The 24,696-nt window shown below is 64.5% G+C and carries 27 protein-coding genes; 16 read left to right on the top strand and 11 right to left on the bottom strand.

The window, feature by feature from the left end:
* Positions 1–19: 19 nt before the first annotated feature.
* The 5 genes from X265_RS02200 (at position 20) to X265_RS02220 (ending at position 2,843) form a co-directional block, all read left to right on the top strand.
* Positions 20–379: a hypothetical protein gene (locus X265_RS02200; RefSeq protein ID WP_128963434.1), complete on the top strand. Its 360-nt coding sequence runs from the start codon at positions 20–22 to the stop codon at positions 377–379.
* Between the two features lie 46 nt (positions 380–425).
* Positions 426–866, top strand: a complete 441-nt coding sequence (locus tag X265_RS02205; protein ID WP_244659470.1) for a very short patch repair endonuclease — start codon at positions 426–428, stop codon at positions 864–866.
* Between the two features lie 2 nt (positions 867–868).
* Entirely contained in the window at positions 869–1,468 is a 600-nt protein-coding gene (locus tag X265_RS40270) for a hypothetical protein (protein ID WP_164938385.1), read from the top strand.
* Positions 1,469–1,705: 237 nt separating this feature from the next.
* Positions 1,706–2,104: an N-methyl-L-tryptophan oxidase family protein gene (locus X265_RS02215; protein ID WP_128963435.1), complete on the top strand. Its 399-nt coding sequence runs from the start codon at positions 1,706–1,708 to the stop codon at positions 2,102–2,104.
* Entirely contained in the window at positions 2,094–2,843 is a 750-nt protein-coding gene (locus X265_RS02220) for an FAD-dependent oxidoreductase (protein ID WP_244659472.1), read from the top strand. The genes X265_RS02215 and X265_RS02220 overlap by 11 nt, the downstream gene beginning before the upstream one ends.
* Positions 2,844–2,862: 19 nt before the next feature.
* On the opposite strand, the gene X265_RS02225 is transcribed toward X265_RS02220, so the two are convergent.
* Both X265_RS02225 and X265_RS02230 read right to left on the bottom strand, forming a co-directional pair.
* On the bottom strand, positions 2,863–3,291 hold the full coding sequence (locus tag X265_RS02225) for a type II toxin-antitoxin system VapC family toxin (RefSeq protein ID WP_128963437.1): 429 nt from the start codon (positions 3,289–3,291) through the stop codon (positions 2,863–2,865).
* On the bottom strand, positions 3,288–3,572 hold the full coding sequence (locus X265_RS02230) for a hypothetical protein (protein ID WP_128963438.1): 285 nt from the start codon (positions 3,570–3,572) through the stop codon (positions 3,288–3,290). Before X265_RS02230 ends, X265_RS02225 begins: the two co-directional genes overlap by 4 nt.
* Positions 3,573–3,817: 245 nt before the next feature.
* Between X265_RS02230 and X265_RS02235 the strand changes: the two genes are divergently transcribed.
* Complete coding sequence (locus X265_RS02235; protein WP_128963439.1) at positions 3,818–5,089, top strand: DUF2157 domain-containing protein; 1,272 nt, start codon at positions 3,818–3,820, stop codon at positions 5,087–5,089.
* Positions 5,086–5,682: a GDYXXLXY domain-containing protein gene (locus tag X265_RS02240; protein ID WP_128963440.1), complete on the top strand. Its 597-nt coding sequence runs from the start codon at positions 5,086–5,088 to the stop codon at positions 5,680–5,682. Before X265_RS02235 ends, X265_RS02240 begins: the two co-directional genes overlap by 4 nt.
* Before the next feature lie 163 nt (positions 5,683–5,845).
* Here the strand turns inward: X265_RS02240 and X265_RS02245 are convergent, their stop codons facing one another.
* Entirely contained in the window at positions 5,846–7,060 is a 1,215-nt protein-coding gene (locus X265_RS02245; protein ID WP_128963441.1) for an EAL domain-containing response regulator, read from the bottom strand.
* Between the two features lie 636 nt (positions 7,061–7,696).
* A complete protein-coding gene (locus X265_RS02250; RefSeq protein WP_128963442.1) occupies positions 7,697–8,860 on the bottom strand; it encodes a hypothetical protein in 1,164 nt (387 codons plus the stop codon).
* A 340-nt stretch (positions 8,861–9,200) separates the two neighbouring features.
* Between X265_RS02250 and X265_RS02255 the strand changes: the two genes are divergently transcribed.
* Positions 9,201–9,821, top strand: a complete 621-nt coding sequence (locus tag X265_RS02255) for a LuxR C-terminal-related transcriptional regulator (protein WP_128963443.1) — start codon at positions 9,201–9,203, stop codon at positions 9,819–9,821.
* Between the two features lie 40 nt (positions 9,822–9,861).
* Here the strand turns inward: X265_RS02255 and X265_RS02260 are convergent, their stop codons facing one another.
* From X265_RS02260 to X265_RS02275, 4 genes are all read right to left on the bottom strand, one after another.
* Positions 9,862–10,110 (bottom strand): hypothetical protein, encoded by a 249-nt coding sequence (locus X265_RS02260; RefSeq protein ID WP_128963444.1) that lies wholly within the window; start codon positions 10,108–10,110, stop codon positions 9,862–9,864.
* 97 nt (positions 10,111–10,207) lie between these two features.
* Positions 10,208–10,603 carry an Hpt domain-containing protein gene (locus X265_RS02265; RefSeq protein ID WP_128963445.1) on the bottom strand — a complete coding sequence of 132 codons (396 nt, stop codon included), beginning with the start codon at positions 10,601–10,603 and terminating at the stop codon, positions 10,208–10,210.
* Between the two features lie 133 nt (positions 10,604–10,736).
* Positions 10,737–11,432, bottom strand: coding sequence for a Crp/Fnr family transcriptional regulator (locus X265_RS02270; protein WP_188637442.1), 696 nt, complete (start codon positions 11,430–11,432; stop codon positions 10,737–10,739).
* Positions 11,433–11,624: 192 nt separating this feature from the next.
* Positions 11,625–12,335, bottom strand: coding sequence for a Crp/Fnr family transcriptional regulator (locus tag X265_RS02275; RefSeq protein ID WP_128969107.1), 711 nt, complete (start codon positions 12,333–12,335; stop codon positions 11,625–11,627).
* Positions 12,336–12,834: 499 nt separating this feature from the next.
* Here X265_RS02275 and X265_RS02280 point away from each other — a divergent pair, with 499 nt between their 5' ends.
* The 7 genes from X265_RS02280 (at position 12,835) to X265_RS02310 (ending at position 19,255) form a co-directional block, all read left to right on the top strand.
* On the top strand, positions 12,835–13,242 hold the full coding sequence (locus X265_RS02280; protein WP_164938961.1) for a response regulator: 408 nt from the start codon (positions 12,835–12,837) through the stop codon (positions 13,240–13,242).
* A 418-nt stretch (positions 13,243–13,660) separates the two neighbouring features.
* Positions 13,661–16,468 carry a hybrid sensor histidine kinase/response regulator gene (locus X265_RS02285; protein ID WP_128963447.1) on the top strand — a complete coding sequence of 936 codons (2,808 nt, stop codon included), beginning with the start codon at positions 13,661–13,663 and terminating at the stop codon, positions 16,466–16,468.
* 13 nt (positions 16,469–16,481) lie between these two features.
* Complete coding sequence (locus tag X265_RS02290) at positions 16,482–16,958, top strand: chemotaxis protein CheW (RefSeq protein WP_128963448.1); 477 nt, start codon at positions 16,482–16,484, stop codon at positions 16,956–16,958.
* A 35-nt stretch (positions 16,959–16,993) separates the two neighbouring features.
* Positions 16,994–17,380 carry a response regulator gene (locus X265_RS02295; protein WP_128963449.1) on the top strand — a complete coding sequence of 129 codons (387 nt, stop codon included), beginning with the start codon at positions 16,994–16,996 and terminating at the stop codon, positions 17,378–17,380.
* Between the two features lie 34 nt (positions 17,381–17,414).
* A complete protein-coding gene (locus X265_RS02300; RefSeq protein WP_128963450.1) occupies positions 17,415–18,290 on the top strand; it encodes a CheR family methyltransferase in 876 nt (291 codons plus the stop codon).
* Positions 18,291–18,292: 2 nt separating this feature from the next.
* Entirely contained in the window at positions 18,293–18,610 is a 318-nt protein-coding gene (locus tag X265_RS02305; RefSeq protein ID WP_128963451.1) for a PilZ domain-containing protein, read from the top strand.
* A gap of 141 nt (positions 18,611–18,751) precedes the next feature.
* A complete protein-coding gene (locus X265_RS02310) occupies positions 18,752–19,255 on the top strand; it encodes a response regulator (protein ID WP_128963452.1) in 504 nt (167 codons plus the stop codon).
* Positions 19,256–19,310: 55 nt separating this feature from the next.
* Here X265_RS02310 and X265_RS02315 read toward each other — a convergent pair whose 3' ends face one another.
* Complete coding sequence (locus X265_RS02315) at positions 19,311–19,613, bottom strand: hypothetical protein (RefSeq protein WP_128963453.1); 303 nt, start codon at positions 19,611–19,613, stop codon at positions 19,311–19,313.
* 163 nt (positions 19,614–19,776) lie between these two features.
* Between X265_RS02315 and X265_RS02320 the strand changes: the two genes are divergently transcribed.
* Positions 19,777–20,412, top strand: coding sequence for a response regulator transcription factor (locus X265_RS02320; RefSeq protein ID WP_128969109.1), 636 nt, complete (start codon positions 19,777–19,779; stop codon positions 20,410–20,412).
* A 146-nt stretch (positions 20,413–20,558) separates the two neighbouring features.
* On the opposite strand, the gene X265_RS02325 is transcribed toward X265_RS02320, so the two are convergent.
* Both X265_RS02325 and X265_RS02330 read right to left on the bottom strand, forming a co-directional pair.
* Positions 20,559–24,167, bottom strand: coding sequence for a PAS domain S-box protein (locus X265_RS02325; protein WP_128963454.1), 3,609 nt, complete (start codon positions 24,165–24,167; stop codon positions 20,559–20,561).
* Positions 24,145–24,564, bottom strand: a complete 420-nt coding sequence (locus tag X265_RS02330; protein WP_128963455.1) for a response regulator — start codon at positions 24,562–24,564, stop codon at positions 24,145–24,147. The genes X265_RS02325 and X265_RS02330 overlap by 23 nt, the downstream gene beginning before the upstream one ends.
* Positions 24,565–24,696 lie beyond the last annotated feature (132 nt).

A 24,696-nucleotide genomic window follows, 5' to 3' on the forward strand; every position in this document is an offset into this window, starting at 1 on the left:
AGCCGGCGGAGAATATGGGATGGTTGGGCGCCTTAAGGTCGATAGCGACAGATACTGGGTCGAGTACGTGGACCGCAACGTTCAGGTAGTCTGGGCTCCAGGCGCTCCCGAACCGGCCGCGAAGGCCCGCCGTTGGATCGAAGAAGCCTATCCGCGGCTAGAGCAGGTGCCGGAGACGATGCTCCGGTTCTTGATAGGAAGCGATGCCGACTTCAACCCAACTTCCGTTCGAAAGGAGAAGTCTGTCGAAAGGCACGGCAGGTTGAGCGACGGCGGATCGATAAAGCTCGTATACTTCAAGGAGGAGCCGCTGGGCGACAGCGAGTATCATGAGGGCGTCGAGGTGCTCTCGACGTGGATAAGCTCCTACTTTCGCTGAGGCGGCCGTGGTTGATCACCTGACGCGAGAACAACGATCGCGAAACATGAGCTCGGTCCGGAATCGCAACACGGCGCCGGAGCTTCTGGCCAGAAAGGCTGCGCATCGTCTCGGCCTGAGGTTTCGCCTGCATCGATCGGATCTCCCCGGAAGCCCCGACTTCGTTCTGCCGAAGCACGCCGTCGCAGTTTTCGTCCACGGCTGCTTTTGGCACGGACACGGGTGTTGCCGTTCGAAGCTTCCGCAGTCGAACGTGGAATTCTGGACGAGTAAGGTCGGGAAGAACCGGGTTCGAGATCGAAAGGCGCGTAGAGCGCTCGCGAAACTCGGCTGGCGCGTCGTTACTTTGTGGCAATGCGAGCTTTCCAATGCCGATGCCGCCGAGGTGCTTGTCGCGAAGAAAGTGCTTGGGATCCGACTTGGGAAAGCGAGTGCTATGCGAAGTCGGCGTCGGTCGGCTGCAGGCCTTCGCAGAAAAAGGAAGTAGTCATGGCCGGCTTCCGCGGAACTGTGTTCGATATTCCGATTACGCGAGACGTCGAACTGCATGCGCTGGAGTGGCCGTCGGACGACGACCTTAAGTCGGAGACGCTGGGCGGAAACAGGGACTTCAGTCCTCTTGGGCGCATGGGGTGGGTCGAAGTCGGGATCACCCTCGATGAGGAAGAGGCGATCATTGACGACATCGCGGAGTCGCAGGATCCGGGTACGGCCTACCGGGGCTGGTTCGAAACCAACGAGGAATCCGACGAGCCAGCGCTTTGCGGTTTTGATCTGGGAACGAATGCGCTGGCGGCCGCTCTTTCTGCCGCTCGATGCATACCGTTCTATAGCTGCAACGGAGGCGCTTTCGACGATGGGCACCACGAGAAGTATCCGCTGGTCGCCTTCTTTTGCCCGACTGGAATATTTCCCTTCGTTTTCGCGGCCGCGGAGAAAGCAGGGGCGGGCCTGGAATACAATCACGCGGGCGGGTTGAGCATCTTTGCCAGGAACGTCGACGCCTTGATCGGAGCGGCTGCCGCTTTGTACGAGCGTCGGAAAGAGATCGATGCCGTCGAAGGCGTGCCGGACGTTGAGATCGACTGACGGACCTTCTAAGCTTGAAGCCAGCGGGCGGCGGCATCACCCGCGTCAGATCGTGCATCAGCGCCGTCGCCGCGAGCAGGCCCTCTATGACAGGAGCGGACCTAATCGCGCTGATGCGGCCCCATTGATCTGACACGGCGTTGTCGATGCCGGCCGTCATCGCCCTCCCACAGACCTTGCCATCCCACAAAATCCTCACGATGATCCGCGCGTCGTCACATCGCCCCCGAGGCCTTCATGCGAAAATGCGAAGTCGCCGTGCTGGGTCTCGGGCTCATGGGCGGAGCGGCGCTCTCCGCATTGCTGGAGGCCGGCGTCGATGCGCTCGGCTTCGATCCCATCGCAGCAGGTTCGGATCGCGGCTCGTCGCATGGGTCATGTCGCATTTTCCGTCGCTTCAATTTCGAAAACCCCAATTACACCAGCCTGAGCGACGAGGCGCATGCCGGCTGGATCCGGCTGCAGAGCGAAAGCGGTCAAACGGTTCTGACGGACACCCCCATTCTGGAGGCCGGCCGCCCCGGCTCCGCCATGGGCGTGCTCGCGCGCGGCCGCGATCGCGCAAGGGCGGCTGGATCCGCTAGTAACCGCGGCTGTCGCGAACAAGGCATTTCCGGCTTTCAGCCTGCCCGATGACTGGGACGTCGTCGTGCAGGACGGCGGCGCGATCTTGCACACCGCTACAGTCATGACACTGATGCGCGCACGCGCCGGCGCGCGCGTGATCGGCGAACGCGCGAGCTTCGCGCCGCACCGCGACGGCGTGTCGATCCGCACTGATAGCGAAGAGTTCTTCGCCGAGCGCGCGATCCTGGCGCTGGGCCCATGGCTCGGCCGCGCACTGCCGCCACTCGCCGCGCTGCTTCACGTGACCCGACAGGCGGTCGGCTGGTTCGCACCTCACAGCCCCGACACCGTGGCGCTGGGTCGTTTCCCGATCTTCATTCTGGACCGCGGTCCTGATGACATCGTCTACGGCTTTCCGGATTTCGAGCAGCGCGGCGTCAAGGCTGCGCCTCACAACCACGGTCCCGCGGTCGGCCCCGACGACTGGGGTCCGCCCGCCAGCGATGCCGAGCTCCGCTCCGTGGGCGACGCGCTGGCCGCCCTCGTCCCCGGCGCGGCCGGGCCCATCGTCGATTCTGACGTCTGCCTCTACACCAACACCGCGCCCGCCGACGTCAGGCTGGACGCGGGCGAGGAATTCATCATCGATCGCTGGCCGGAGTCCCGCCTGATCGTCTGCTCCGCATGTTCAGGCCACGGCGCGAAGTTCGCGCCGGCCATCGGGCAAAGGCTGGCCCGCCTTGGCACCGATCCGTCCTACCAGGCCGAACTCTTCTTTCAGCTGTCCCGCTATTCCCAATTCGCCTGAGCAACCCGAGACACTGTGATCAATTCCCATCTCCACCGCCCCTAAACGGATTCATCACCCTCGCCCCGAGCCCCGCGACATCGCGATCATTGCGCGTCACCAGCGTCAGATCATGCGTCAGCGCGGTTGCGGCGAGCAGGCCGTCGATGACAGGGACGGACCTGATGGCGCTGATGCGGCCCCATTGGTCCGATACGGCGTTGTCGATGCCGAGCACGCGCCCGTCGAATGCGGCCTCGACCTCGCGCAGCCAGCGTTCGAGCGCGGCCGCCTTGCTTGCGTCCCTGACGCGGGCGAGCTCGATGCGCTTTCGAATCTCGCCGAGCACGAGCGTGCTCAGGAAGATGTCCGCGTCGGTAATCTTCTCATACCAGGCGGAGACGCGGGCGTCGCAGCGCGCGCCCTTGCGGATCTCGGAAATGATGTTGGTGTCGATCAAATAGCTCACAGGTCGACGTCGCGGCCGGGATCGCGACTGCGATCGAGCTCGATGCCGTCGAGCGGTGCCGAGGCGAGCAGAGCCTTCAGGCTGACATGCGACGGCTCGGCAAAGCGCTGGCGAAGTACTGCCCGCGCCTCGGCCTGACGTACGGGATCGGACAGGGCCGAAGCCACCTGGCGCACCAGGGGCGCATCTTCCCTGCGGACATTGACCTCGACCCGCACAAAACCCTGGCGCTGGCGGCGGGCGCGGTGGCTGGCGACGGGAGATTTTGCTTTGCCGGTCATGTCGCCCTCATTTCCGGAAATATTGCCGGAAAAGTCCGGGAAAGCAAGTGACGAGATTTGACGTGGTGCAGCTTCGACATGCGTCGTGCCCGTCATGGCTGGCTACTGTGCACGGGGTGTTTTCGGGATTTTATTGTCAGCTCCCGCACGGGCATGACAGGTTGAACCCGCCGCTGCGGCGGCCCGACCAACGTTGCCGGACGACGGAAGCCAGCCGCCGTCCGGCAGTCAGGTGACCCACCACCATGTTCGACAAAACCTACCGCCAGCGCCTCGAGGCCGACCTCGCGCAATGGGAGGCCGATGGCGTGATCGCGCCGGCGGCGGCCGCCTCGATCCGCCATGCGCTGCCGCCGCTCTCGCCCGGCATCAACATCGCGGTGGTGGTCGGCATCGTCGGCGGCCTGTTGATCGCGGCGGCGTTCCTCGCCTTCGTCGCGGCGCACTGGACCGAGATCGCGCGGCTGCTGCGCTTTTCGATCCTGCTTGCCGGCATGGTCGTTTCAGGCGGGCTCGGCGCGTGGTTCGCCGCGACCGGCCGCGACGTTCTCGCCGATCTCTGCGCCAGCATCGGTGTCATCATCTTCGGCGCGGGCATCGCGCTGGTCGGCCAGATGTATCATCTCGGCGACGATTTTGCCGGCGGCATGCTGCTGTGGTCGTCAGGCGCGTTCGCCGCGGCAGCGCTGACCGGCTCGCGCGGCGCGCTGGCGGTCGCCCTGGTCGCCGCCTGCATCTGGACCTGCATGCGCGTCTATGACGCGCCCGACAATCTTCATCTTCCCTTCGTGCTGGTCTGGCTGATCGCGGCCGCGCTTGCGTTCGCCTGGAATTCGCGCGTGGCGGCGCATCTCGTCGCGCTCGCGGCGATTCCGTGGTGGGTCGCGACGTCGCTGCGCTTCGACTTCCACGGCGACCAGCCGTCCTTCGTGCTGGCGAACGGCGCGGCGCTGCTGTTCGGCGCCGGGCTTGCCATATCAGCCGCGCCGTCGCCGCGGGCGCAACGGCTTGGATCCGTGCTGTCGATCTACGGCGCGTTTTCCCTGGCCGTCGCCGCCTTCCTGGAGGTGACGACAGTCGACGATCTCGTCCGCCTTCGGACAGACACCACGGCGGCCCAGCCGCCATGGGCTGTCGTGTGCGGCGTCGCGGGCGTGGCGCTCGCGCTCGCATCGGCCGGCCTCACGAGACGATCAGGTGAAATCCTCGCGGCCTGCGCCATCGGCCTCGTACTGCTCGCCGCGCCGCTCTGGCCGGCCTCGGCGGGCGGCGAGCCCTGGTTCGCCTATGCCGCGCTGCTCTGCGCCATGCTCTGCCTCGTCGTCTCAGGCGTGCTCGACGATGTGCGCCCGCGCATCGCCGCCGGCTGGCTCGGCATTGGCGGCGTCATCGCCGGCATCACCTGGGCCGTGAAGGGCTCGCTGCTGCGCCGCTCGGTCTTCCTGGCCGTATCAGGCATCATTGCCGTGGTGTTCGCATCCGTGCTCAATCGCCTGCTGCCGAGGGCCGCGCGATGATCGCCTCCCTCACGCAGCTCTGGCAGCGCATTCCGAAAGCCGTGCGGTTCGGCGTCGCCATCCTGCTTCAGTGCGTGCTGCTGGTCCTGATGGTCGCCGATCGCATGCAGATCCTGCGCGAAGGCCGCGAGGTGACTTTGCAGACGCAGCCGGTCGATCCCCGCGATCTCCTGCGCGGCGATTATGTCGTGCTGCGCTATGACATCTCGGAGCTGCCGGCCGGCGCGCTCGCCGGACAGCCTGCGGCCGAGCGCAATCCGATCGTGTTCGTGAAGCTCGCGCCTGATGCCAGCGGACTCTACCAGGCGGTCTCGGTGCATGCGGCGCCCGTCCCGGTCAACGCCCCCGAGATCCTGATCCGCGGCCGCGTGACCTATTCCTGCGGTTCGGACAGCCGCATTTTCTGCGACAGGCTGACGATCAAATACGGGCTCGAAAGCTATTTCGTGCCGGAAGGCGAGGGCCGCAAGCTGGAGCAGGCGCGCAACGAGCGCAAGCTCCGCATCGTCGCCGCCGTGCTGCCCTCGGGCCGCGCCGCCATCAAGCGCCTGCTGCTCGACGGCGAACCTGTCTACGAGGAGCCGTGGTACTGAGCGCATGACGGCGGGTCGGCAAGTGCCTGCCGGTCACGCGCGCCCCTCGATCATGGCACTATGCCCCTGTGTTGCCCGACGGGTCAAGTCCGATTCGGAAAAACGTCAGCGTCAAGCCGCCCCTCGCCGGCTACTGTGCATGGGGTTGTTTTCGAGTTTTCACTCACACCGGGTCGAGCACCGTCCGCGTCAGCGCGCTGCGCGCAAATTTCTTCAGCGGCAACGGCTTTCCAAACAGGAAGCCCTGCACGAGGTCGAAGCCGAGCTCGTTGGCGACGACAAGGTCGGCGCGGCTCTCGACGCCCTCGGCGGCGGCGCGCGCGCCGTAACCTTGCGCGAGCTCGACGATGTGACGGCACACCGTGCGCTTGAGACGGTCGTTGGCGCTGCCGGTGACGAACTGCCGGTCGGCCTTCAGCTTGATGAAGGGGATCCTGCCGAGGTCCATCAGCGACGGCCAATTGGCGCCGAGATTGTCGATCGACAGTCCGATGTTGTGCAGGCGCACCTCGCGCGCGACCTCGACGAGAACATCGAGATCGCGGATCGCCTCCTCGCTGTCGATCTCGATCGTCAATCCGCCGAAGGCCGGATGGGTGGGGACGCGGCGGCAGAGGTCGCGCACGGCCTGCGGCTCCTTCAGATAGGAGGCCGGCAGGTTGATCGACAGATCGACCGGGCTTTGCCGCTCCAGCAGATAATGCCAGTCCTGCACGGCGCGCTCGATCACGAACTCGGAGAGATCGCGCAGATGCGGATCGTGCTCTTCCGGGATGAAATAGGCCGGCGGCACCACGCCCCAGGTCGGATGCCGCATCCGCACCAGGGCCTCGGCGCCGCAGCGGATCAGCGTGCGCGCGTCGATCTTGGGCTGATACCAGAGCTCGAGCCAGCCGGCATGCAAGGCCTCGCCGACATGCACGGCCGGGCTCGGCACCGGCTCGTCCGGCAGCAGCATCGCGACGCGGTCGCGGAGCGTCTCCGCGGCAAAGGGCGTGGTGAGCGGCGGCAGCATGGCGAGGCCATATTCTTCTCCGACCTGCTGCACGGCCTTCACGATGATGGAGTCGCGCGCGCCGACGGCCAGCACCTTGCCGTCGAACGCCTCGCGCACCAGCGTCTCCAGAAAAGTGCCGGGCTCGATGCCGTCAGCGGCGACGCCGAACAGGATCAGATCCGGCAGCTCGCCGGCGAGCACGGTCTTGAGCTCGTCGGCGCTGGCGCATTCGCTGGTGACGAATCCAAGATCCTCCAGCACCTCGGCGAGGAAGGCGCGCAGATGGCGCTTGCCGTCGGCGACGCATGCGCGCGGCTTCACCTTTCGCCGCCCGAAGGTCCTGAGCCTTCGGCCGGCGCATTCCACAATTTCATCGTTCATCGCAGGCCACTCCCGTTCCGCGACCCGTGTTAGCGATGGGAGCAGTTTCAAATAAGGAGGGCCTCCGTCGATTGTTGAATTATCTGGGTAACGTTAAAGCCCCCATCATTCCTAAAATTGTTCGGATCTCGTTCGAAGAGTTTTTACGTTGGTCTTCGCGTTGCACACGCGCGTGCGACAATCATGCAAGGATTTTCGAAGGCCGCGTCTCGGCGTCGCGCGAAGCCGTGTCCTGTAATTGGACGAAGCTGCACGCGCTCCGCCCAATTAAATAATGGACGCCTCAATTGAGCGTGGCGTTGCCGTGTTCGGCCACGGCGGCCGGCTCGTCGTCATATGTCTGATAGGATTCGGTGCGAGCGGCCTCTCGCGGTTCGCGCGATGCGCGCATGTTCCTGCGTCGCGCGTGACGGTTATGCGACAATTCGCCGAAGCGCAGAGCAGGCGCGTGTGAAGCACCTCACAGCCGTATTGCCGCACGCGCGCTATTGCTGCGCCTGGCCGGTGATGGGCTGTCAGGGATCGCAGCTATGACGATGCGGCGGATGATCCGTTGGTGGTTCAGGTGCGTGATGTCAGGGCGATTTCTCGATCGCTTCCTGTGCCTGCCGCACGCGCCCGAATGACTCGGGCGAATTAGGTCGCCCCGATCAATTTGCGAAGCGCCGCCGCGCCGTCCTGCACGGCGTCGCGGCCCTTCCAGGCGAGATAGTTCAGCTTGCCGCCCAGCGTGTCATGGCTGCGCAGCCGGCGCGATCCCAGGATGTGGCCGACATTGGCCGGGAAGCGGCTGACTTCGGCGGACACCAGCGCGGCGATCGCGTCCATCAATTGCTGCAACCGCACGCCCCATTCGCACTTCTCGATGCCGTCGATGCGAACTTTCAGCGCGTATTCGGTATCGTAGATATCGGTGAGCAGGTCGCGCGCGATCAGCACGCGGTTGTTCCGGAGCGCGATCCTGAGCGCGAGGCGCTTGTCGTCGAGCCGGTCGAGGACCATGTGCACGACGCCGGCGTAAGGCGTCGCGGCGACGTCGGCCGCGCTCTTGCTCGGCGCCGCCTTGGTGGCGAGGCGCACGAGCTGCCAGGAGGTCTTCAGGCGCCGGGCCACCAGCGTCAGCGCAAAGGGCACCGCCTCGGCATGGGCCTTCCTGAAGGCGTCGAGCCGCGCGGTGATCTGCGCGACCTGGGCGTCGTCGAATTTTGCGATCGTCGCCGGCAGCTTCTCGTTGAACTTCGATAGCGCATCGCCGGCGCGCAGGACCTGCTGCATCTTCTTCACGTCGTTGAAGGCGGTGCGCGAAGCCGTGTATTGCGCGAGCTTGCCGCGCGCCAATTCGGTGCTCTCGGCTGAAGCGAAGGTGTTCTCGAGCACCTTGAGGACCTTGACCTGGAAGGTCGTCGCGATCTTCAGCACTTCCTTGGGATTGTTGGCGGTGACCTGGTCGTTGATCGCCTTGATGTAGTCGCGCGCCATGGTCGGCAGCAGGTCGCGGCAGATCCACTCCCAGATCGGGGTGAGGGTGTTGCGCGAGATCCGTCCCGCATTGGCGTGCTCGGGCGCTCCGTCGATCAGCAACAGCTCGAGCGGCGCGAAGAAGTAGCGCGACGGATTGGTGGCGCGCGCCTGGGTCGATCCGTCCTTGCGAAATTCGGCGCGCAGCTTGGCCTGGATCTCCGCCGAGCCCGGCATGTCGATGCCGCACAGTTCGAGCCGCTCGAGTTCGCTGAGCAGGCAGCTGCGCGACAACGGCGTCAGCTTCTGCAGGAACTCCGATAGCTGGTCGATATCGTTCATGGCACGCAATTCTCTCGCAACGATTCCAGCAGGCCTACAGGCCCAATGCATGGAGGCATTTGCGCGCTCTCAATTGCGACATAGAGAAGCAAGCTGCCGTTAATTAATCCGTAAAATCCGGGAGCGCCGGGACGGGGCGGGCAGCGATCGTTAAGAAGGCGTTTGGGCGACTGCCTATGATTTGGGCGGCTTCATCAACCCTTGCGCGGTCCGACGCCGGCTTGCGCAAGCATAAATTGTGCCGCCGCCGGTATTTCAGCACAAAACCAACAAAATAACCGTAGTCTTACGGAGTAAAAAGTTAACCACAGACCGCCCCGGGTTCCGCTAAACGAGTCACATGGGGTCACAGAACGATACGGTCACCGATTCGCGGCCGTCGGAATGGTTCGAAAGCAGCGCTTCTGCGCCTGAAGAGCTCGACTTCGTCCGGCTGAATGCTGCCCGTGCCAAGGCGGCCGACGAGATGGCCGCGGCCATCGCCCGCGAGCTCAATGGCCCCCTGACCGCACTCCTGCTCTACATGGGCGAGATCAAGCATCACAGCGATCAGCTCGCGCCTGTGACCGGCGATCGCGCCTATCTGCAGCAGGTGGTCGAGAACGCACTGGCGCAGACCGAGCGCGTCTGCGGCCTGGTCAAGCAACTCGCCGGCCCGCACAAGGGTGGTCTGCCCGCGCCGTCCAAGACCGAGGACGTCGAATTGAAGACCGGGCGCGCGCTGCCGGCGCCGCGCGAAGCGGGCTCCGAGATCGCGACGCTGTCGAGCAAGCGGCTGACCAAGCGCGAGCGTGAAGTGCTGCGGCTGATCAGCGAGGGTTTTTCGAACAAGCAGGGGGCGCTGCGGATGCAGATCAGCCCGCGCACCTTCGAGAGCCACCGGGCGGAAGCGATGCGCAAGCTCGGCGCGCGGAACACCGCGGACCTCGTCCGCGCGGCATTGCTGCATTCGATCGATTGAGGCCGTCGGCCGGCACCGCCGTCGCGGTGCGCGGCCGAGCCTAGAAATAGTCTTCGGCGAAGGGACGGGTGCGCGAAGTGGGCCGCAGAACCTTCGGCTCTTCCTTCGGCGCATTCGGGATGATCGTGATGGTCCAGCGCGGTGGGATGGTCGATTCCTGCTCCAGCACCGAGCGGACAAAACCGGTCACCGTGGACTCGCCCGCCTTCACCGTTGCCATTCGGCCGTTGAACTGCGCGATGCGGAAGCGGCGGACCTCTTTCTGATCCGCTGTTTCATAGGTGAACATGGAAACCCTCCTGGTTTCCGGCGACTATCGCCACCTATGATTAGTCATCTCTAAAAATCGCAAACCGTATAAGTACGGCGGCAGTTGCGCAGGAGGGTCAATCCTGCGGTTCCTGAGCCTTCGCGCCGGCAAAGGCCGCCTCCATCTGCTGGAGCAGGTCGCCAAGTTCGGCGCCTTCGAGGGTGTCGGCGGTGCTCTCCAACCGCAGCGCCAGCGTTGCGAGCCTGACGTAGCCGAACGTCCTTGCCGTGCTCTTCAGCGAATGCGCCTCGCGCGCAATCCTGGCTCGATGCTGATCGAGCGTGAGCGTGCGAAACAGCAGGAGCCGCGCGGTGGTATCGCTCCAGAACACCGCGCGTACCTCACGGGCACCGTCCTCACCGATCTCGCGCACCAGCGCGTCGAACGCGCCAGGCTCGCGCAGCGATTCAAGTTCGCGCAGCGGAGTGGTGTCGTGCACGCCTGGCGCGGGCGCGAATACGGCATCGAGCATGGTTGTCCCGGTTCTTCTTTGCGGCTCCGGGGACGTGTACGCCTTTCCGATTGCAATTCTGGTCACGGGACGCACGGTGTTTGCGGGCAGCGTTTAGCACTTGCTTTACCATGTTCCGGCCTTGCGCGTGCTGTCAGGGCCCGAGCAGCCGGTCGTACTGGGCCTTGACGGTGGCGTAGCATTCGCACGCCGTCTGGCGCAGCCCGTCCAGATTCAGAATCTGGATGTGTCCGCGGCTGTAGTGGATGAAATTGGCCTGCTGCAGGGTATTGGCGACCAGCGACACGCTGTTGCGCCGCGCCCCGATCATCTGGGCCATCGCCTCCTGCGTCAGCAGCAGCCGGTAGTCGCCCGACCAATCATGGGTGTGCAGCAGGCAGCGCGACAGCCGCGCCTCGACCGGATGAGCCGCGTTGCAGCCGGCGGTCTGCTGCACCTGCGCATACATCGCGAGCCCATGCCGCGTCAGCATGGTCCGCAGGGTGGAGCTCTGTTCGGCCGCGATGCGCAACCGGTCGAGGTCCATCACGGAGGCGGCGCCGGGAACCAGCACGACCGCCGTGTTCAGAGCGCATGCGTCGCCCATGGTAGCGAGCGTCCCGAGCAGGCTGTCGCGGCCGATCATGGCGACCTGCACATGCTCACCCTTGGCGAGTTTCACGATCAGCGAGATCACGCCGCGGTGCGGGAAGTAGGCGCGCTTGAGCGTCTCGCCGGTCTCGACCAGCACCGCATCATGCGGCAGATCGACTGTGCGCAGATGTGCACGGATCAATTCATAATCGTCTGCCGACAGCGCCGACAGGAAACCATTGGATGGGCGCACCATCGTTTCCAAAGCTGCCTCCCGTCACCTCCGCCGGTGAATGCCGCCAGCGACATGACCGTCCTCTGCCTGACTAAGTTCCATCATGTTTCCATCGGGATATATTGGCAATAGGTGCAGTGTTAACAGCGTGGTTCGACCATTGCTCCAGACCGTCCCGTGCATGCCGGCGTACTTTGCGCTGGCATGTCGATGTCATCCCGAGGGTGTCAACAGACGAGCATGATGGGCCTTCACGGCGGCATAGCAGCCGCAGGAGGTCGCCTCCAGCGCACGCAGATCGGTGATCTCGATCTGGCCTCGGCTGTAGCGGATGATTCCGGCAAGTTGCAGCGTATGGGCCACCAGTGAAATGGCGTTGCGTCGGACGCCCATCATCTGAGCCAGAGCCTCCTGTGTCAGCGGTAGAATGTCACTGTCGGACAGATCTCGGGCCCGCAGCAGCCAGCGCGCCAGGCGCGCCTCGACCGGGTGTAGCGTGTTGCAGACCAGGGATTGCTGGGCATGTGCGAACAGCGCCTGCTCATGCCGGATCATCAGGGAACGGAACGGTGCACTGGCGGCAGCTATGGCTCGAAACGCGGGAACTTCAAGCGCGGAAGCGGTTCCGGGGAAGAGGACGACGGCATCTGACGCCGCGATCCCGTCTGCAAGCGCCGCTCCGCCGCCGATGAGGCCGTCGCGGCCGAGCATCGCCACCTCGATCATCTGTCCCTCGGACAGGCTTACCGTGATCGAAACGGCACCATCGTGCGGGAAGTGGACGTATCGCAGCGCCGCGCCAGTTTCACCCAAGACAGTCTCTCTGACCAACTCGATCGCGACGAGATGAGGACGCATCAGATCGAAGTCTGCAGCGTCGAGCATCTGCACCAATCGGTTGGGAGGCCGGCCGCTTGCGGTCATGCGGAACCAATCCAGCGTGCGTCGCGCGTTCGACATCCAGTTGCGCGGCAGCACAAACCTATTGTAATGGTTGTGGCGCTGTCCATATACCCGCTGGAGGGCAGACAGCCCGGCGGATTTGCGGCGGAAATAAGAGCAGCGCTTGATTCGCGCGCAGGCCCGGCGAGACAGGATTGCGTTGCGACCCGGGAAAGTGTGGCAGGGGACCTCATGATCTGGAAGCGGGCACCCAATGGCAGAGCTTGCATCCGCCCTTCCATTGGAGGTTCTCCGGTCCAAGCCGCCGCGCTCGGTAGCCGAGTTCCTTCAGCCGTCAGCTATTGTTTCGCGCAATTGCGAGGCCCGGCTGCAGAAATTGCGCGCATGCCGTTGGCATGTCGTGCCCGATCGACCACGCAGGTGGTCATCACGATTTCGATGCAAGCGAGAGGAGAAAGGTGTGCGCAACGCTTCAATTATTGAATCGCCGAAGCGGGACATTCAAACGACGACAGAAAGTCTGCGCCATATTCTCGTTGTCGACGACGACCCGATGGTGTCCATGGCCATCGAGATCTATCTCCAGCGAAACAATTTCCGGGTGACGATTGCCGACGGCGGTGAGGGAGGACTGCGAGCTCTCGAGCACGGGCAGTTCGACCTGATGATCATCGACATCTTCATGCCGCATATGCGCGGGTTCGAATCGATCCGGCTCTTTCACGACCGCGCGCCCGCCACTCCGCTGATCGCAATGTCGGGCTATGCCTTCGCAGATATGAATTCGCCTGCGCCCGACTTTCTAAGGATGGCGCTGGAGCTCGGCGCTACGCGTTGCCTGCGCAAGCCGTTCACGCCGAATGCGCTGCTGGCCGCCATCAGGGACTGTCTCGCCGAACATCATGCCGCTGCCGTGCGGCTGGGTTAGCGCGTTATCGTTCGCGATGCTCCTGGAGTAAGAGTCCGTTTACCGTGAACGCGGATTTTACCGAGGCCATCGGCACTTCGACGCAAAGGTCGCGCGCGCGATTCCGATCGCGTTTGATTTGGTTCAATTCCAGTCGGCCTCGCATATCCGCCCATGTCGGCAGGATCTTTTTGCGCCGCTGGTGACGCTGTTATCCGCGCGTTTACCCGTCGCGTCTCCGGACTGATCTCGCGAGCCGGACGTGCCGAAAACCGCTGTCCCGCGCCCGCGAACGGCAAACTTCGCTTCAATATCCGTATTAGCACGGAGGATGAAATTAACGCGACCGTGAAATGGGTTGTCTAACGATCTAGGAGCGGACTTCCGCCGATCCAAAGGCGGCGCAGGCACCGAGGTCCAGCTCAGTAAGGCGTAGCTCATGGATGATCTGTTGCGGGAGTTTCTGACGGAGACCAGCGAGAGCCTGGACACCGTTGACAATCAGCTGGTGAAGTTCGAGCAGGAGCCGAACAACGCCAAGATCCTGGATAACATCTTCCGCCTGGTCCACACCATCAAGGGGACGTGCGGCTTCCTCGGGTTGCCGCGGCTCGAAGCGCTGGCGCATGCCGGCGAGACGTTGATGGGCAAATTCCGCGACGGCATGCCGGTGACCGGCCAGGCCGTGACGGTGATCCTGTCCTCGATCGACCGCATCAAGGAGATATTGGCTGGGCTCGAGGCGACCGAAGCCGAGCCGGAGGGCAACGACCGCGATCTCATCGACAAGCTGGAAGCGATGGTCGAGCAGGGCATGGCGGCCATGGCCGCAGGGAGTGCTGCTCCCATTGCCGAAGCGCCGCCGCTGGTGCCGGAAGCGCCTGTTGCCGCACCTGCAGCTCCCGCCAAGGAGATGACCACGGGGACGCTGATCGAGCAGACGCTGGAGCGTCCGTTGCGTCCGGGCGAAGTCTCGCTCGACGAGCTCGAGCGCGCCTTCCGCGAGACCGCGATCGAGGCGCCCGCGCCCGTCGCCCAAGCCGAAGTGAAGGCCGAGCCCGCGCCGGCGGCTGAAGCGCCGAAGGAAGCCAGCAAGGAAGTCGCCAAGGAATCGACAAAGGCGCCCAAGGAGAAGGCCGCGCCGAAGAAGTCGATGGCCGACGAAGGGGCCGGTGAAGGCGCCAGCATCGCCAACCAGTCGATCCGCGTCAACGTGGATACGCTGGAGCACCTGATGACCATGGTCTCCGAGCTGGTGCTGACCCGCAACCAGCTGCTGGAGATCTCGAGGCGCAACGAGGACACCGAGTTCAAGGTGCCGCTGCAGCGCCTCTCCAACGTCACCGCCGAGCTGCAGGAAGGCGTCATGAAGACGCGCATGCAGCCGATCGGCAATGCCTGGCAGAAGCTGCCCCGCATCGTCCGCGATCTGTCGAGCGAACTCGGCAAGCAGATCGAACTGGAGATGCACGGCGCCGACACCGAGCTCGACCGCCAGGTGCTCGACCTGATCAAGGACCCGCTCACCCACATGGTGCGCAACTCCGCCGATCACGGCCTGGAGACCCCCGCCGAGCGCTTAGCTAGCGGCAAGGGCGAGCAGGGCACCATCCGCCTGTCCGCCTATCACGAGGGCGGCCACATCATCATCTGCATCGCCGACAACGGCAGAGGCCTCAACACCGAGAAGATCAAGGCCAAGGCGATCTCGAGCGGTCTCGTCACCGAGGCCGAGCTCGAGAAGATGAGCGAAGCCCAGATCCACAAGTTCATCTTCGCGCCGGGCTTCTCGACCGCGGCTGCCATCACCTCGGTCTCCGGCCGCGGCGTCGGCATGGACGTGGTCCGCACCAATATCGACCAGATCGGCGGCACCATCGACATCAAGTCAGTGGCCGGCGAGGGCTCCTCCGTCACCATCAAGATCCCGCTGACGCTGGCGATCGTCTCGGCGCTGATCGTGGAAGCTGCCGGTGACCGCTTCGCGATTCCCCAGCTCTCGGTGATCGAGCTGGTCCGTGCCCGTGCCAACTCCGAGCACCGCATCGAGCGCATCAAGGATACCGCGGTGCTTCGGTTGCGCAACAAGCTGCTGCCGTTGATCCATCTGAAGAAGCTGCTCAAGATCGACGACGGCGCGGCATCCGATCCCGAGAACGGCTTCATCGTGGTGACGCAGGTCGGCAGCCAGACCTTCGGCATCGTCGTCGACGGCGTGTTCCACACCGAGGAAATCGTGGTCAAGCCGATGTCGACCAAGCTCCGTCACATCGACATGTTCTCCGGCAACACCATCCTGGGCGACGGCGCCGTGATCATGATCATCGACCCCAACGGCATTGCCAAAGCGCTCGGCGCCGCCGGCTCCTCGGCCCATGACATGGCCGACGACAATGCCGCGCACCACATCGGCTCGGGCGAGCAGACCACCTCGCTCTTGGTGTTCCGCGCCGGCTCGGCCCAGCCCAAGGCAGTCCCGCTCGGCCTCGTCACGCGCCTGGAAGAGCTCCCGGCCGACAAGATCGAGTTCTCGAACGGCCGCTACATGGTGCAGTACCGCGAGCAGCTGATGCCGCTGGTCGCCATGGAAGGCGTCACCATCGCCAGCCAGGGCGCCCAGCCGATCCTGGTGTTCGCCGACGACGGCCGCTCCATGGGCCTCGTCGTCGACGAGATCATCGACATCGTCGAGGAGCGCCTCAACATCGAGGTCGGCGGCTCGGCTTCCGGCATCCTCGGCTCGGCCGTGATCAAGGGCCAGGCCACCGAAGTGATCGACGTCGGCCACTTCCTGCCGATGGCGTTCGCCGACTGGTTCACCCGCAAGGAGATGAAGCCGTCGATGCACTCGCAGTCGGTGCTGCTGGTCGACGACTCGGCCTTCTTCCGCAACATGCTGGCCCCGGTGCTGAAAGCGGCCGGCTATCGCGTCCGCACCGCGCCGACCGCGCAGGAGGGCCTCGCCGCCCTGCGCGCGCAGAACTTCGACGTGGTGCTGACCGACATCGAGATGCCCGACATGAACGGGTTCGAGTTCGCCGAAACCATCCGCTCGGACAGCAATCTGGGCTCGATGCCGATCATCGGCCTCTCGGCGCTGGTGTCGCCGGCGGCGATCGAGCGCGGCCGTCAGGCCGGCTTCCACGACTACGTCGCCAAGTTCGACCGTCCCGGTCTGATCGCGGCCCTGAAGGAGCAGACCGCGGGCGCCGCCGGCGCCTCCGAGCTGAGCCGCGCGGCAGCCTGAGGAGAGACCTGAGATGAGCAACAAGAAGACCCAATCCACCGAAGGCGCCATGGTCGAATACGTCACCGCGATGATCGGCGGCCAGCTGTTCGGCCTGCCGATCTCCCGCGTCCAGGACGTGTTCATGCCCGAGCGCGTCACCCGCGTTCCCCTGGCCTCGCGCGAGATCTCGGGCGTCCTGAACCTGCGCGGCCGCATCGTCACCGTGGTCGACATGCGCGCCCGTCTCGGCCTGCCCAGGGACGAGGATGGCAAGACCCCGATGGCGGTCGGCGTCGACCTGCGCGGCGAATCCTACGGCCTCCTGATCGACCAGATCGGCGAGGTGCTGCGCCTGCCCGAGGACAGCAAGGAGGACAACCCCGTCAACCTCGACCCCCGCATGGCAAAGCTCGCCGGCGGCGTCCACCGCCTCGACGGACAGCTCATGGTCGTCCTCGACGTCGATCGCGTCCTCGAGCTCAAGAACGAAGTGCAAATGGCTGCCTGAACGGAAACAAAAGACATTCAATGCCGGAGAGCAAAATGAAGACGTGTTTGGTGGTTGACGATTCCAGCATCGTTCGCAAGGTCGCGCGCCGCATCGTCGAATCGCTGGGCTTTCAAGTCATCGAAGCGGAAGACGGCGTCGAGGCGCTGGTCCATTGCAAGAAGGCCATGCCGGAAGCGATCCTGCTGGACTGGAATATGCCCGTCATGGACGGCTTCCAGTTTCTGGGCACGCTGCGCCGCATGCCCGGTGGCGACGAGCCCAAGGTGGTGTTCTGCACCACAGAGACCGGCATCGACCACATTACCAAGGCGATGGGCGGCGGGGCCAACGAATATATCATGAAGCCGTTCGACAAGGACATCGTGATGGCGAAATTTCAGGAAGTCGGGCTGGTCGAGCGCGAAGAAACAGCTGCCTGAAAATACACCTGTCAGTAGCGTCAAGAGGTATCCTGTGAACGCGCCCGACTACGAGTACCTGCGTAAGTTGCTGAAAGAGCGCTCCGGTCTCGACCTGTCCGCCGACAAGCAATATCTGATCGAAAGCCGCCTGCTGCCGCTGGCACGCAAGGCTGGGCTCGCCGGCATTCCCGAGCTCGTGCAGAAGCTGCAAAGCGGTTCGAGTGCGCTGATCACCAGTGTCGTCGAAGCCATGACCACGAACGAGACCTTCTTCTTCCGTGACAAGGTCCCGTTTGATCATTTCCGCGATACCATCATGCCTGAGATCCTCAAGGCTCGTGCTGCCAAACGCAGCGTGCGGATCTGGTGCGCCGCAGGCTCGACCGGACAGGAGCCCTATTCGCTGGCGATGACCTTGAAGGAGATGGGCGCGGCGCTGACCGGCTGGCGGGTCGAGATCATCGCGACCGACCTTTCGCAGGAAGTGCTGGAGAAGGCCAAGTCCGGCGTCTACAGCCAGTTCGAGGTGCAGCGCGGGCTGCCGATTCAGCACCTGGTGAAATACTTCAAGCCGAACGGCGAAACCTGGCAGATCAATCCCGAACTGCGGGCGATGGTCCAGCACCGGCAGCTCAACCTGCTGCAGGATTTCTCCCATCTCGGAACGTTCGACGTCATCTTCTGCCGCAACGTGCTGATCTATTTCGATCAGGAGACCAAGATCAACATCTTCAACCGCCTGGCTCGCCAGATCGAGCCCGACGGCTTCCTGGTGCTCGGCGCGGCGGAGACCGTGGTCGGACTGACCGACACGTTCAAGCCAATTGCGGATCGCCGCGGCCTCTACAAGCCGAACGATCCGCGTGCAGCATTGGCCAAGCCCGCCGCTGAAACTGCGGCGCCGCGCATGGCGATGGCAGGACGATAGACATGGCCGAGGATGGCAAGGGTGCAGAGCGCGTCACATTCAGCCGGGGCTATGATGTCTGCATCATGGCCATCGACGGAACGTGGCGGCGCGACTGCACGCTCAATGCGATTTCCGACACCGACGCCATCCTCACCGTGGAAGGTTCGATCCAGGGGTTGAACCTGAAGGAGTTCTTCCTGCTGCTGTCGTCCACCGGCCTTGCCTACCGCCGCTGCGAGCTGGTGCGCGTCAATGGCGCCGAGATGGATATCCAGTTCCTGCGCGGCAAGAACCGCAAGAAGCGTGGCGCAGCCAGCGGTCATGATGCGGTGGCGTGATCGCCGCGCTCCCGTGCGGCCCGTTGCCGACGCATTGCTTCACATTTTCTGAAAACATCCGAACGAATTGGCGGACCCGGCTTTACGCGGCCTAAGCGCGGACCATGTACCAATCGCTGGTCGCAATTTCAGGGTCCGGCCATGCCAAGAAGCTCTCTCTCCCCCATCCGTTCGAATCTGCCCGATGCCGCCGAGCGGCGCGCGCTTCAGCTCCTCGTGGTCGATGACGACGCCACCCAGCGCAGCCTGATCACGGTGGCCGCCAAGCAGGCCGGCCACGAAGTCGCCGTTGCGCCCTCCGTTGCGGAGGCGATCGAAAAGCTGCGCGCCGGGCGCTTCGACTGCGTGACGCTCGATCTCGTGCTGGAGGATGGCGATGGCACCGACGTGCTGCGTGAGATGGCCGCGGCGAAATTCTCGGGCTCGGTGATCGTGATCAGCGGCATGGACGGCAAGCGCCGAAGTGCCGCCCGCAGCTACGCCCGCTCCGTCGGCATCGAGCTTCAGAGCCTGCCGAAGCCGCTGGATCTGGCGGCGCTGCGCATCAGCCTCGCCAATCTCGGCAAGACCGCGATGGGACTGCCGACCATCCACACCTGGGGCGGCGTCGCCACCGACGCGATCGTGGCGCGGCACCGGGCCTAAAGGCGCGGCGCTGCCATGTCATCGGCTGCGGTCAATCAGCCGCGCCGATCGCGACCTACGCTGAATTGCCGGATTCCGACAGCTTCTGGAGGGCCCGGGCGAGCTCCGCCCGGCAGGCATTGAGGGCGGCGCTCGCGGTCGCATAACGCGGCGTGACGTCATCGAGCACGACAATCTCGGTGGAACCCAGGTTGGCGCTCACGATAGCGCTGTCGTCCTCGGGCTCCATCGCAGCGTCGATCAGACGCATGCTGATCTCGATGCGCGCGATCAGGGAGCGAAGTTCGGCTGCGATCAACTGACGGCTGTCCGTTTCGGCCATCGCGGCGAGCGGGGGTGTGGCTGCGTAATTTAGCATGGATATTCTCCGTCTCCCGCAATTAGGCACCTCAGCGCTACTTGTGCGTTAAGTTCATGTCCCGTACAAATGCGGGTGGGCCGAATCTGCGCCGAAAGCCGAAACTTCAGGCGCGGACGCGAGTCCTTCAATGCCGACACGGCTTGGCGAATGGACGTGGCACATGGTCGAACAAAGCTCCCGTGGTGAGATCTTCGTGGTCGATGACGACCCTGCTGTTCGCGACACCCTGTCGATGGTGTTGAAGGCGGCGGGCTATGAGGTGATCTGTTTTGCGGACGGTGCGGCGCTGCTCTCCGTGGCCCGAAGCCGCACACCGGCGGCGATCCTGCTCGACGTGCACATTCCGGGAAAGTCGGGCCTCGACATTCTGAAGGAGCTGCACGGCGAGGATTATCCGGCCCCGATCTTCATGATCTCCGGCCAGGGTGACATCGCGATGGCGGTGGGCGCCATCAAGAGCGGCGCGCTCGACTTCATCGAGAAGCCGTTCCGCGGCAGCGAGATCGTCGGCCGGCTGGATGAGGCGATCGGCGCTTATGCACGCAGGCAGGCGGAGAACGCGTCGCCGAAATTCGGCTCGCTGCATTTCCCCGGCCGCGAGCCGCTGACCCGCCGGGAGCGCGAGGTCCTCGAACAGTTCGCTGCCGGTGCCTCCAACAAGGAGGCCGGCCGCACGCTCGGCATCAGCCCGCGCACCATCGAGGACCACCGCGCCAACATCATGAAGAAGCTCGGCGCCCGCAATGCTGCCGACCTGATCCGCATCGTGATGACGGCGGCCCAGCGCGCGTCGTAAATGGTCTCTTGCCTCGGACGCAGCGCGTCACGCAGTGATGCGCTGCAGAGCCGGGGCCCAACTCTCCAATTTCACATCTCGCAATCCCAGGTTCCGGCTCTGCGCAGCAGCGTTGCACGCTGCAGCGTCCGGACACAAGAGGCACTTCAAGTGCTCAGCGCCTTGCGGATGATGCGGGCGAGATCCGATTTGCGATAGGGCTTCGGCAGCAGCAGCACGCCTGAATCCAGCCGGCCGTGGTGGATGATTGCGTTCTCGGTATAGCCGGACGTGTAGACCACCCGGAGATCGGGACGCGTCTTCAGCACCTCGTCGGCGAGCTGACGTCCGTTCATCTTGCCGGGCATGATCACATCGGTGAACAACAGGTCGAACGGTTGTCCGGCGGCGACGATCGCCAGCGCCTCCGCGGCGTTGGCCGCCTGCAGGGTGACGTAGCCGAGTGAATGCAGCTGCGCGAGCACATATTCGCGCACCAGGCGGTCGTCCTCGACCACCAGGATCGTCTCGTGTCCGCCCTCGATCGACGCCGGCAGGGCGCCTTCGCCGGCGACCGCAGGGCTCTTGCCGGGCGGCAGGTACATCTTGATCGTCGTGCCGTGGCCTTCCTCACTGTAAATCTTGATGTGGCCCGCGGACTGCTTGATGAAGCCGTAGACCATCGAGAGTCCCAGCCCGGTGCCTTTGCCCGGCCCTTTCGAGGTGAAGAACGGATCGAACACGCGCGCCAGCATATGGGCCGGAATGCCGGTGCCGGTGTCGCTCACTGCGATCAGCACGTAATGTCCGGGCGCGACATCGTTTGCGCTGGCATAGACCTCGTCGAGATAGGCGGCGCCGGTCTCCAGGATCAGCTTGCCGCCATCGGGCATCGCGTCGCGCGCGTTGAGCGCGAGGTTGAGGATGGCCGTGGTGAGCTGGTTGGGATCGACGACTGCGACGCAGCTCTCGTCCTCGAACACGGATTCGATCTGGATCTGCTCGCCCAGTGTCGGCCGCAACAGCTTTGCGGTGTCGACGATCAGCGAGTTGATGTCGACCTCGCGCGGCTGGAGCGGCTGCTTGCGCGCAAAGGCGAGCAGATGCTGCGTGAGCTCGGCGCCGCGACCGGCTGCCTCGTCGATCATCTTCGTGATCGCCGCGAGCCCCGGATCCTTGGCCACCGCATCGGCCAGAATCTCGATCGTCCCGGTGATGACGGTGAGGATATTGTTGAAATCGTGCGCCACGCCGCCGGTCAGCTGGCCCACCGCCTCCATCTTCTCGGCGTGACGGATGCGCTCCTCCGAAGCGATCTTGTCGGTGAGGTCGCGGTAGAACGAATTCAAAAACACGCCTTCGCGCTGCCGGAGCGCCGTGGCGCTCAACTCGGCCGTGAATTCCTTGCCGTCGCGCCGCCGCACAAGGAGTTCGCGCCGGGGGCTGGGTAGCGTTTGTTCCCCGGATTCAAGAAAGAGCTGGACTCTGGCCAAGGCCCCTTCCCGTTCGCTGGGGGCAATAAAGAGATTCAGTGCATTCCTGCCGATGGCCTCTTCACGCGGCCAGCCGAAGAGCTTCTCGGCCTGCGAGTTCCAGATCAGGATGGTACCGACCTGGTCTGTCTGGACGAAGGCGTCGAGGGCGGTCTCGACGATGTTGCGCGCAAGCTGCTCGCTGTCGCGCAAGGACACGGCGGCCAATCTCGCCTCGGTCATGTCGCGCCCGACGAAGAAGTAGCGCTTGACCTGATCCGACCAGCTGCCGAGCCAGGAGAGCCAGACCTCGCGGCCGTCCTTGTGGAGGCAGCGCGTGTCGGCAAGCTTGGGATGCCCGCCGCGCTTGAGCTCGCGCATTTCCTCGCGGGAGTGTTCGAGATGAGAGGGATGAATGAATTCGACGCCGCTGTGTCCGATCATCTCGTCCGGCCTGTAGCCGAGGATGGTCTCGCTGCTCGGACTGATCTGCACGATCTCCCCGCGCGAGTTCATGATCATAATCAGATCCTGCGAGGTTTCAAAAAGCTGCCGGCGCTCCTCGAGTTGCTGCTGAAGCGCACGCTCCGCGCGGCGCCCTTCGGTCAGGCTGCGCGCGGAGCCGGACACGCCGATGATCTCGCCCGACGGCCCCCTGATCGGCGACAGGCTGAGCGAGATGTCGACCAGCGTGCCGTCCTTGCGGAGCCGGACCGTCTCGAAGCGTTCGATCGGTTCGCCGCGGGAGATCCGCGCCAGATAGTCCTTGCCCTGCTCGCGGCGGTCCGGTGGGACGATGATCGCGGTGGATTTCCCGATCGCTTCATTCGCCTGATATCCATAGAGGCGCTCGGCTGCAGGATTCCAGCCGATAATGACGGCGTCGAGGGACTGCATCACGATCGAATCGTCGGACGATTCGACGGCGGCGCTGAACAACAGCTCGCGCGCGGCATGATGGCTTCGTGCGGCCTCAGTGCGGCGATGCTCCTGGACCTCGCGTTCGAGAGCGGCCGCTTTCGCACGCGTTTCTTCGACCATCCGGGCAAAGGCCCGCGCCAGCGCACCGGTCTCGCCGCTTGCATCGACCGGAATGTCGGCCGGCTGTCCGTCGCCGATCGCCGCCACCGCCATGGTCAGGCGCGTGATCGGGCTCGTCAATGAGCGCGCCAGCAGCACGGCGAGCGAGGCTGCGGCGAGGACGGCAAGCACACCGACGAGCACGGACGTCTTTTGAATGGCCGCGGGCACGAGACCGAACACAGGCGCCGGAATCGTCTCGATGATGGCGACCCAATCCTTGCCCACGAGCAGCGCCGGCGCGATCGCGGCGCCGCTCGGCCGGCCCGATTCATCGGTCATGAGCCGCGTGGATGCATCCAGCGTGCCGGTCAAGGCGGCGAAATATGGAAAGTCCTTGCGCCAGTCATTGGCGCCATCATGTGGCGCACCGAATTCCCGCGCGCGATCGGGATGGACGAGATATTCCCCCCGCGAATTCACGACGTAAAGCTCTCCTCCGGAGGTCCCGGTGGAGCGAATGCTGTCGAGCGCCGGTCGCATGTCGATATTGGCGACGATGATGCCGAAGGGCTTGCCGTCGGCTGCGAACAGCGGCATCGCGACGCGCAGCGTCGGAACGTGCTGGGCCGTGGTCCCTCCCTGGCGGGTGGCAGGCTCGATCGGCGAGACATAAATTTCGCCGGGCCCGAGCCGGATCGTTTCCTGGAAGTAGGCCCGGTCGCTCTTGCTCTCCAGTTCGCTCTCAGGAACGATCCGTGCTGCTCCGTTCGGTCCGGAGCGATCGACCCGGACCAGCTCGCGCTGATCGTCACCAAGCCCTATGATCCGAAACTGCCCATAAATGGGCTTGGCGTCGATCTCGGCCGCGAGCCGCGCCGCGATACGATCGCGCCAGGTCTGCTCCGAGACGCCGTCGGAAGGGTCGATCCCACCGCTGCCGTGGGCTCGGATCAGGCCGTTGATGGCCGCCGCGGCGCGATAGCCGATCAGGTCGCCCCGCACTCCAGCCACGTAAGATTCAAGATTGGCCGCCAGCAGCCGTGACTGGGCGCCGACCCGCTCCAGAACGCGCGGGATGACCGCCTGCGTGGTGTTGCGATAGCCCAGCCAACCGACTGCAGCGACGGTGACCGCCACGAGCAGGGTCATGGCGATGGCAAGTCGGGTCGCGAGCGTTGTTCCGGGCTTCACGGGGGCATTCGCTGGGCTCCCTGCACCATCGCGCCCGTGCCGGCCCCGAGCGGAGGAGCCGCTGCCATCATCGGCGGCTGGCATTGACATCGGAGCCCTCCGACTCGACGGCCTTCAGGCAACCGTCGACCGCCGCCAGCAACGCATCGGCCCGGAATGGCTTCTGCAGGCTCGCGACCGCGCCGAGCTTGGTCGCCATCTTGAGGAAGTCCGGTTCGGCATAGGCGTCGGGTGTGATCGAGCGACCGGAAATGACGACGATCGGGATCCCCGGTTGCAGCGCCCGGACATGGCGCATTGTCTCCAGTCCGTCCATGCCGGGCATGAAGATGTCGAGGAACAGCAGGTCGAACGAGTTGGCTTCGAACTGAGCGAGCCCCTTGCGGCCGTCGCCGGCGACCGTCACGTGGTGGCCGGCCCGCTCCAAAAGCAGCCGGATTGTCAACTGAACGGCCGGGTCGTCATCCACGATCAGGATGTTGGCCACGCTAAAACCTCCGGGCCGGATGGGATGCTCCCAGCGACCCAAATCAAAGCTCTAAATATGAAATTGTTGCGCGGATTACGGGCGCGCTGCAAGCACTTAGGGATTGGCCTGGCCGGAGCCACCCGATATTGC

This window comes from Bradyrhizobium guangdongense, assembly GCF_004114975.1.
GTDB lineage: Bacteria > Pseudomonadota > Alphaproteobacteria > Rhizobiales > Xanthobacteraceae > Bradyrhizobium > Bradyrhizobium guangdongense.

Excerpts from the sequence above, each read along its gene's own strand:
- X265_RS40270 (WP_164938385.1), top strand. The coding sequence starts at position 869 with ATGGCCGGCTTCCGCGGAACTGTGTTCGATATTCCGATTACGCGAGAC.
- X265_RS02215 (WP_128963435.1), top strand. The coding sequence starts at position 1,706 with ATGCGAAAATGCGAAGTCGCCGTGCTGGGTCTCGGGCTCATGGGCGGA.
- X265_RS02235 (WP_128963439.1), top strand. The coding sequence starts at position 3,818 with ATGTTCGACAAAACCTACCGCCAGCGCCTCGAGGCCGACCTCGCGCAA.
- X265_RS02205 (WP_244659470.1), top strand. The coding sequence starts at position 426 with ATGAGCTCGGTCCGGAATCGCAACACGGCGCCGGAGCTTCTGGCCAGA.
- X265_RS02290 (WP_128963448.1), top strand. The coding sequence starts at position 16,482 with ATGAGCAACAAGAAGACCCAATCCACCGAAGGCGCCATGGTCGAATAC.
- X265_RS02315 (WP_128963453.1), bottom strand. The coding sequence starts at position 19,613 with ATGCTAAATTACGCAGCCACACCCCCGCTCGCCGCGATGGCCGAAACG.
- X265_RS02310 (WP_128963452.1), top strand. The coding sequence starts at position 18,752 with ATGCCAAGAAGCTCTCTCTCCCCCATCCGTTCGAATCTGCCCGATGCC.
- X265_RS02230 (WP_128963438.1), bottom strand. The coding sequence starts at position 3,572 with ATGACCGGCAAAGCAAAATCTCCCGTCGCCAGCCACCGCGCCCGCCGC.
- X265_RS02270 (WP_188637442.1), bottom strand. The coding sequence starts at position 11,432 with ATGGTGCGCCCATCCAATGGTTTCCTGTCGGCGCTGTCGGCAGACGAT.
- X265_RS02295 (WP_128963449.1), top strand. The coding sequence starts at position 16,994 with ATGAAGACGTGTTTGGTGGTTGACGATTCCAGCATCGTTCGCAAGGTC.
- X265_RS02275 (WP_128969107.1), bottom strand. The coding sequence starts at position 12,335 with ATGACCGCAAGCGGCCGGCCTCCCAACCGATTGGTGCAGATGCTCGAC.
- X265_RS02200 (WP_128963434.1), top strand. The coding sequence starts at position 20 with ATGGTTGGGCGCCTTAAGGTCGATAGCGACAGATACTGGGTCGAGTAC.
- X265_RS02245 (WP_128963441.1), bottom strand. The coding sequence starts at position 7,060 with ATGAACGATGAAATTGTGGAATGCGCCGGCCGAAGGCTCAGGACCTTC.
- X265_RS02260 (WP_128963444.1), bottom strand. The coding sequence starts at position 10,110 with ATGTTCACCTATGAAACAGCGGATCAGAAAGAGGTCCGCCGCTTCCGC.
- X265_RS02250 (WP_128963442.1), bottom strand. The coding sequence starts at position 8,860 with ATGAACGATATCGACCAGCTATCGGAGTTCCTGCAGAAGCTGACGCCG.
- X265_RS02320 (WP_128969109.1), top strand. The coding sequence starts at position 19,777 with ATGGTCGAACAAAGCTCCCGTGGTGAGATCTTCGTGGTCGATGACGAC.
- X265_RS02240 (WP_128963440.1), top strand. The coding sequence starts at position 5,086 with ATGATCGCCTCCCTCACGCAGCTCTGGCAGCGCATTCCGAAAGCCGTG.
- X265_RS02325 (WP_128963454.1), bottom strand. The coding sequence starts at position 24,167 with ATGTCAATGCCAGCCGCCGATGATGGCAGCGGCTCCTCCGCTCGGGGC.
- X265_RS02265 (WP_128963445.1), bottom strand. The coding sequence starts at position 10,603 with ATGCTCGATGCCGTATTCGCGCCCGCGCCAGGCGTGCACGACACCACT.
- X265_RS02305 (WP_128963451.1), top strand. The coding sequence starts at position 18,293 with ATGGCCGAGGATGGCAAGGGTGCAGAGCGCGTCACATTCAGCCGGGGC.
- X265_RS02285 (WP_128963447.1), top strand. The coding sequence starts at position 13,661 with ATGGATGATCTGTTGCGGGAGTTTCTGACGGAGACCAGCGAGAGCCTG.
- X265_RS02255 (WP_128963443.1), top strand. The coding sequence starts at position 9,201 with ATGGGGTCACAGAACGATACGGTCACCGATTCGCGGCCGTCGGAATGG.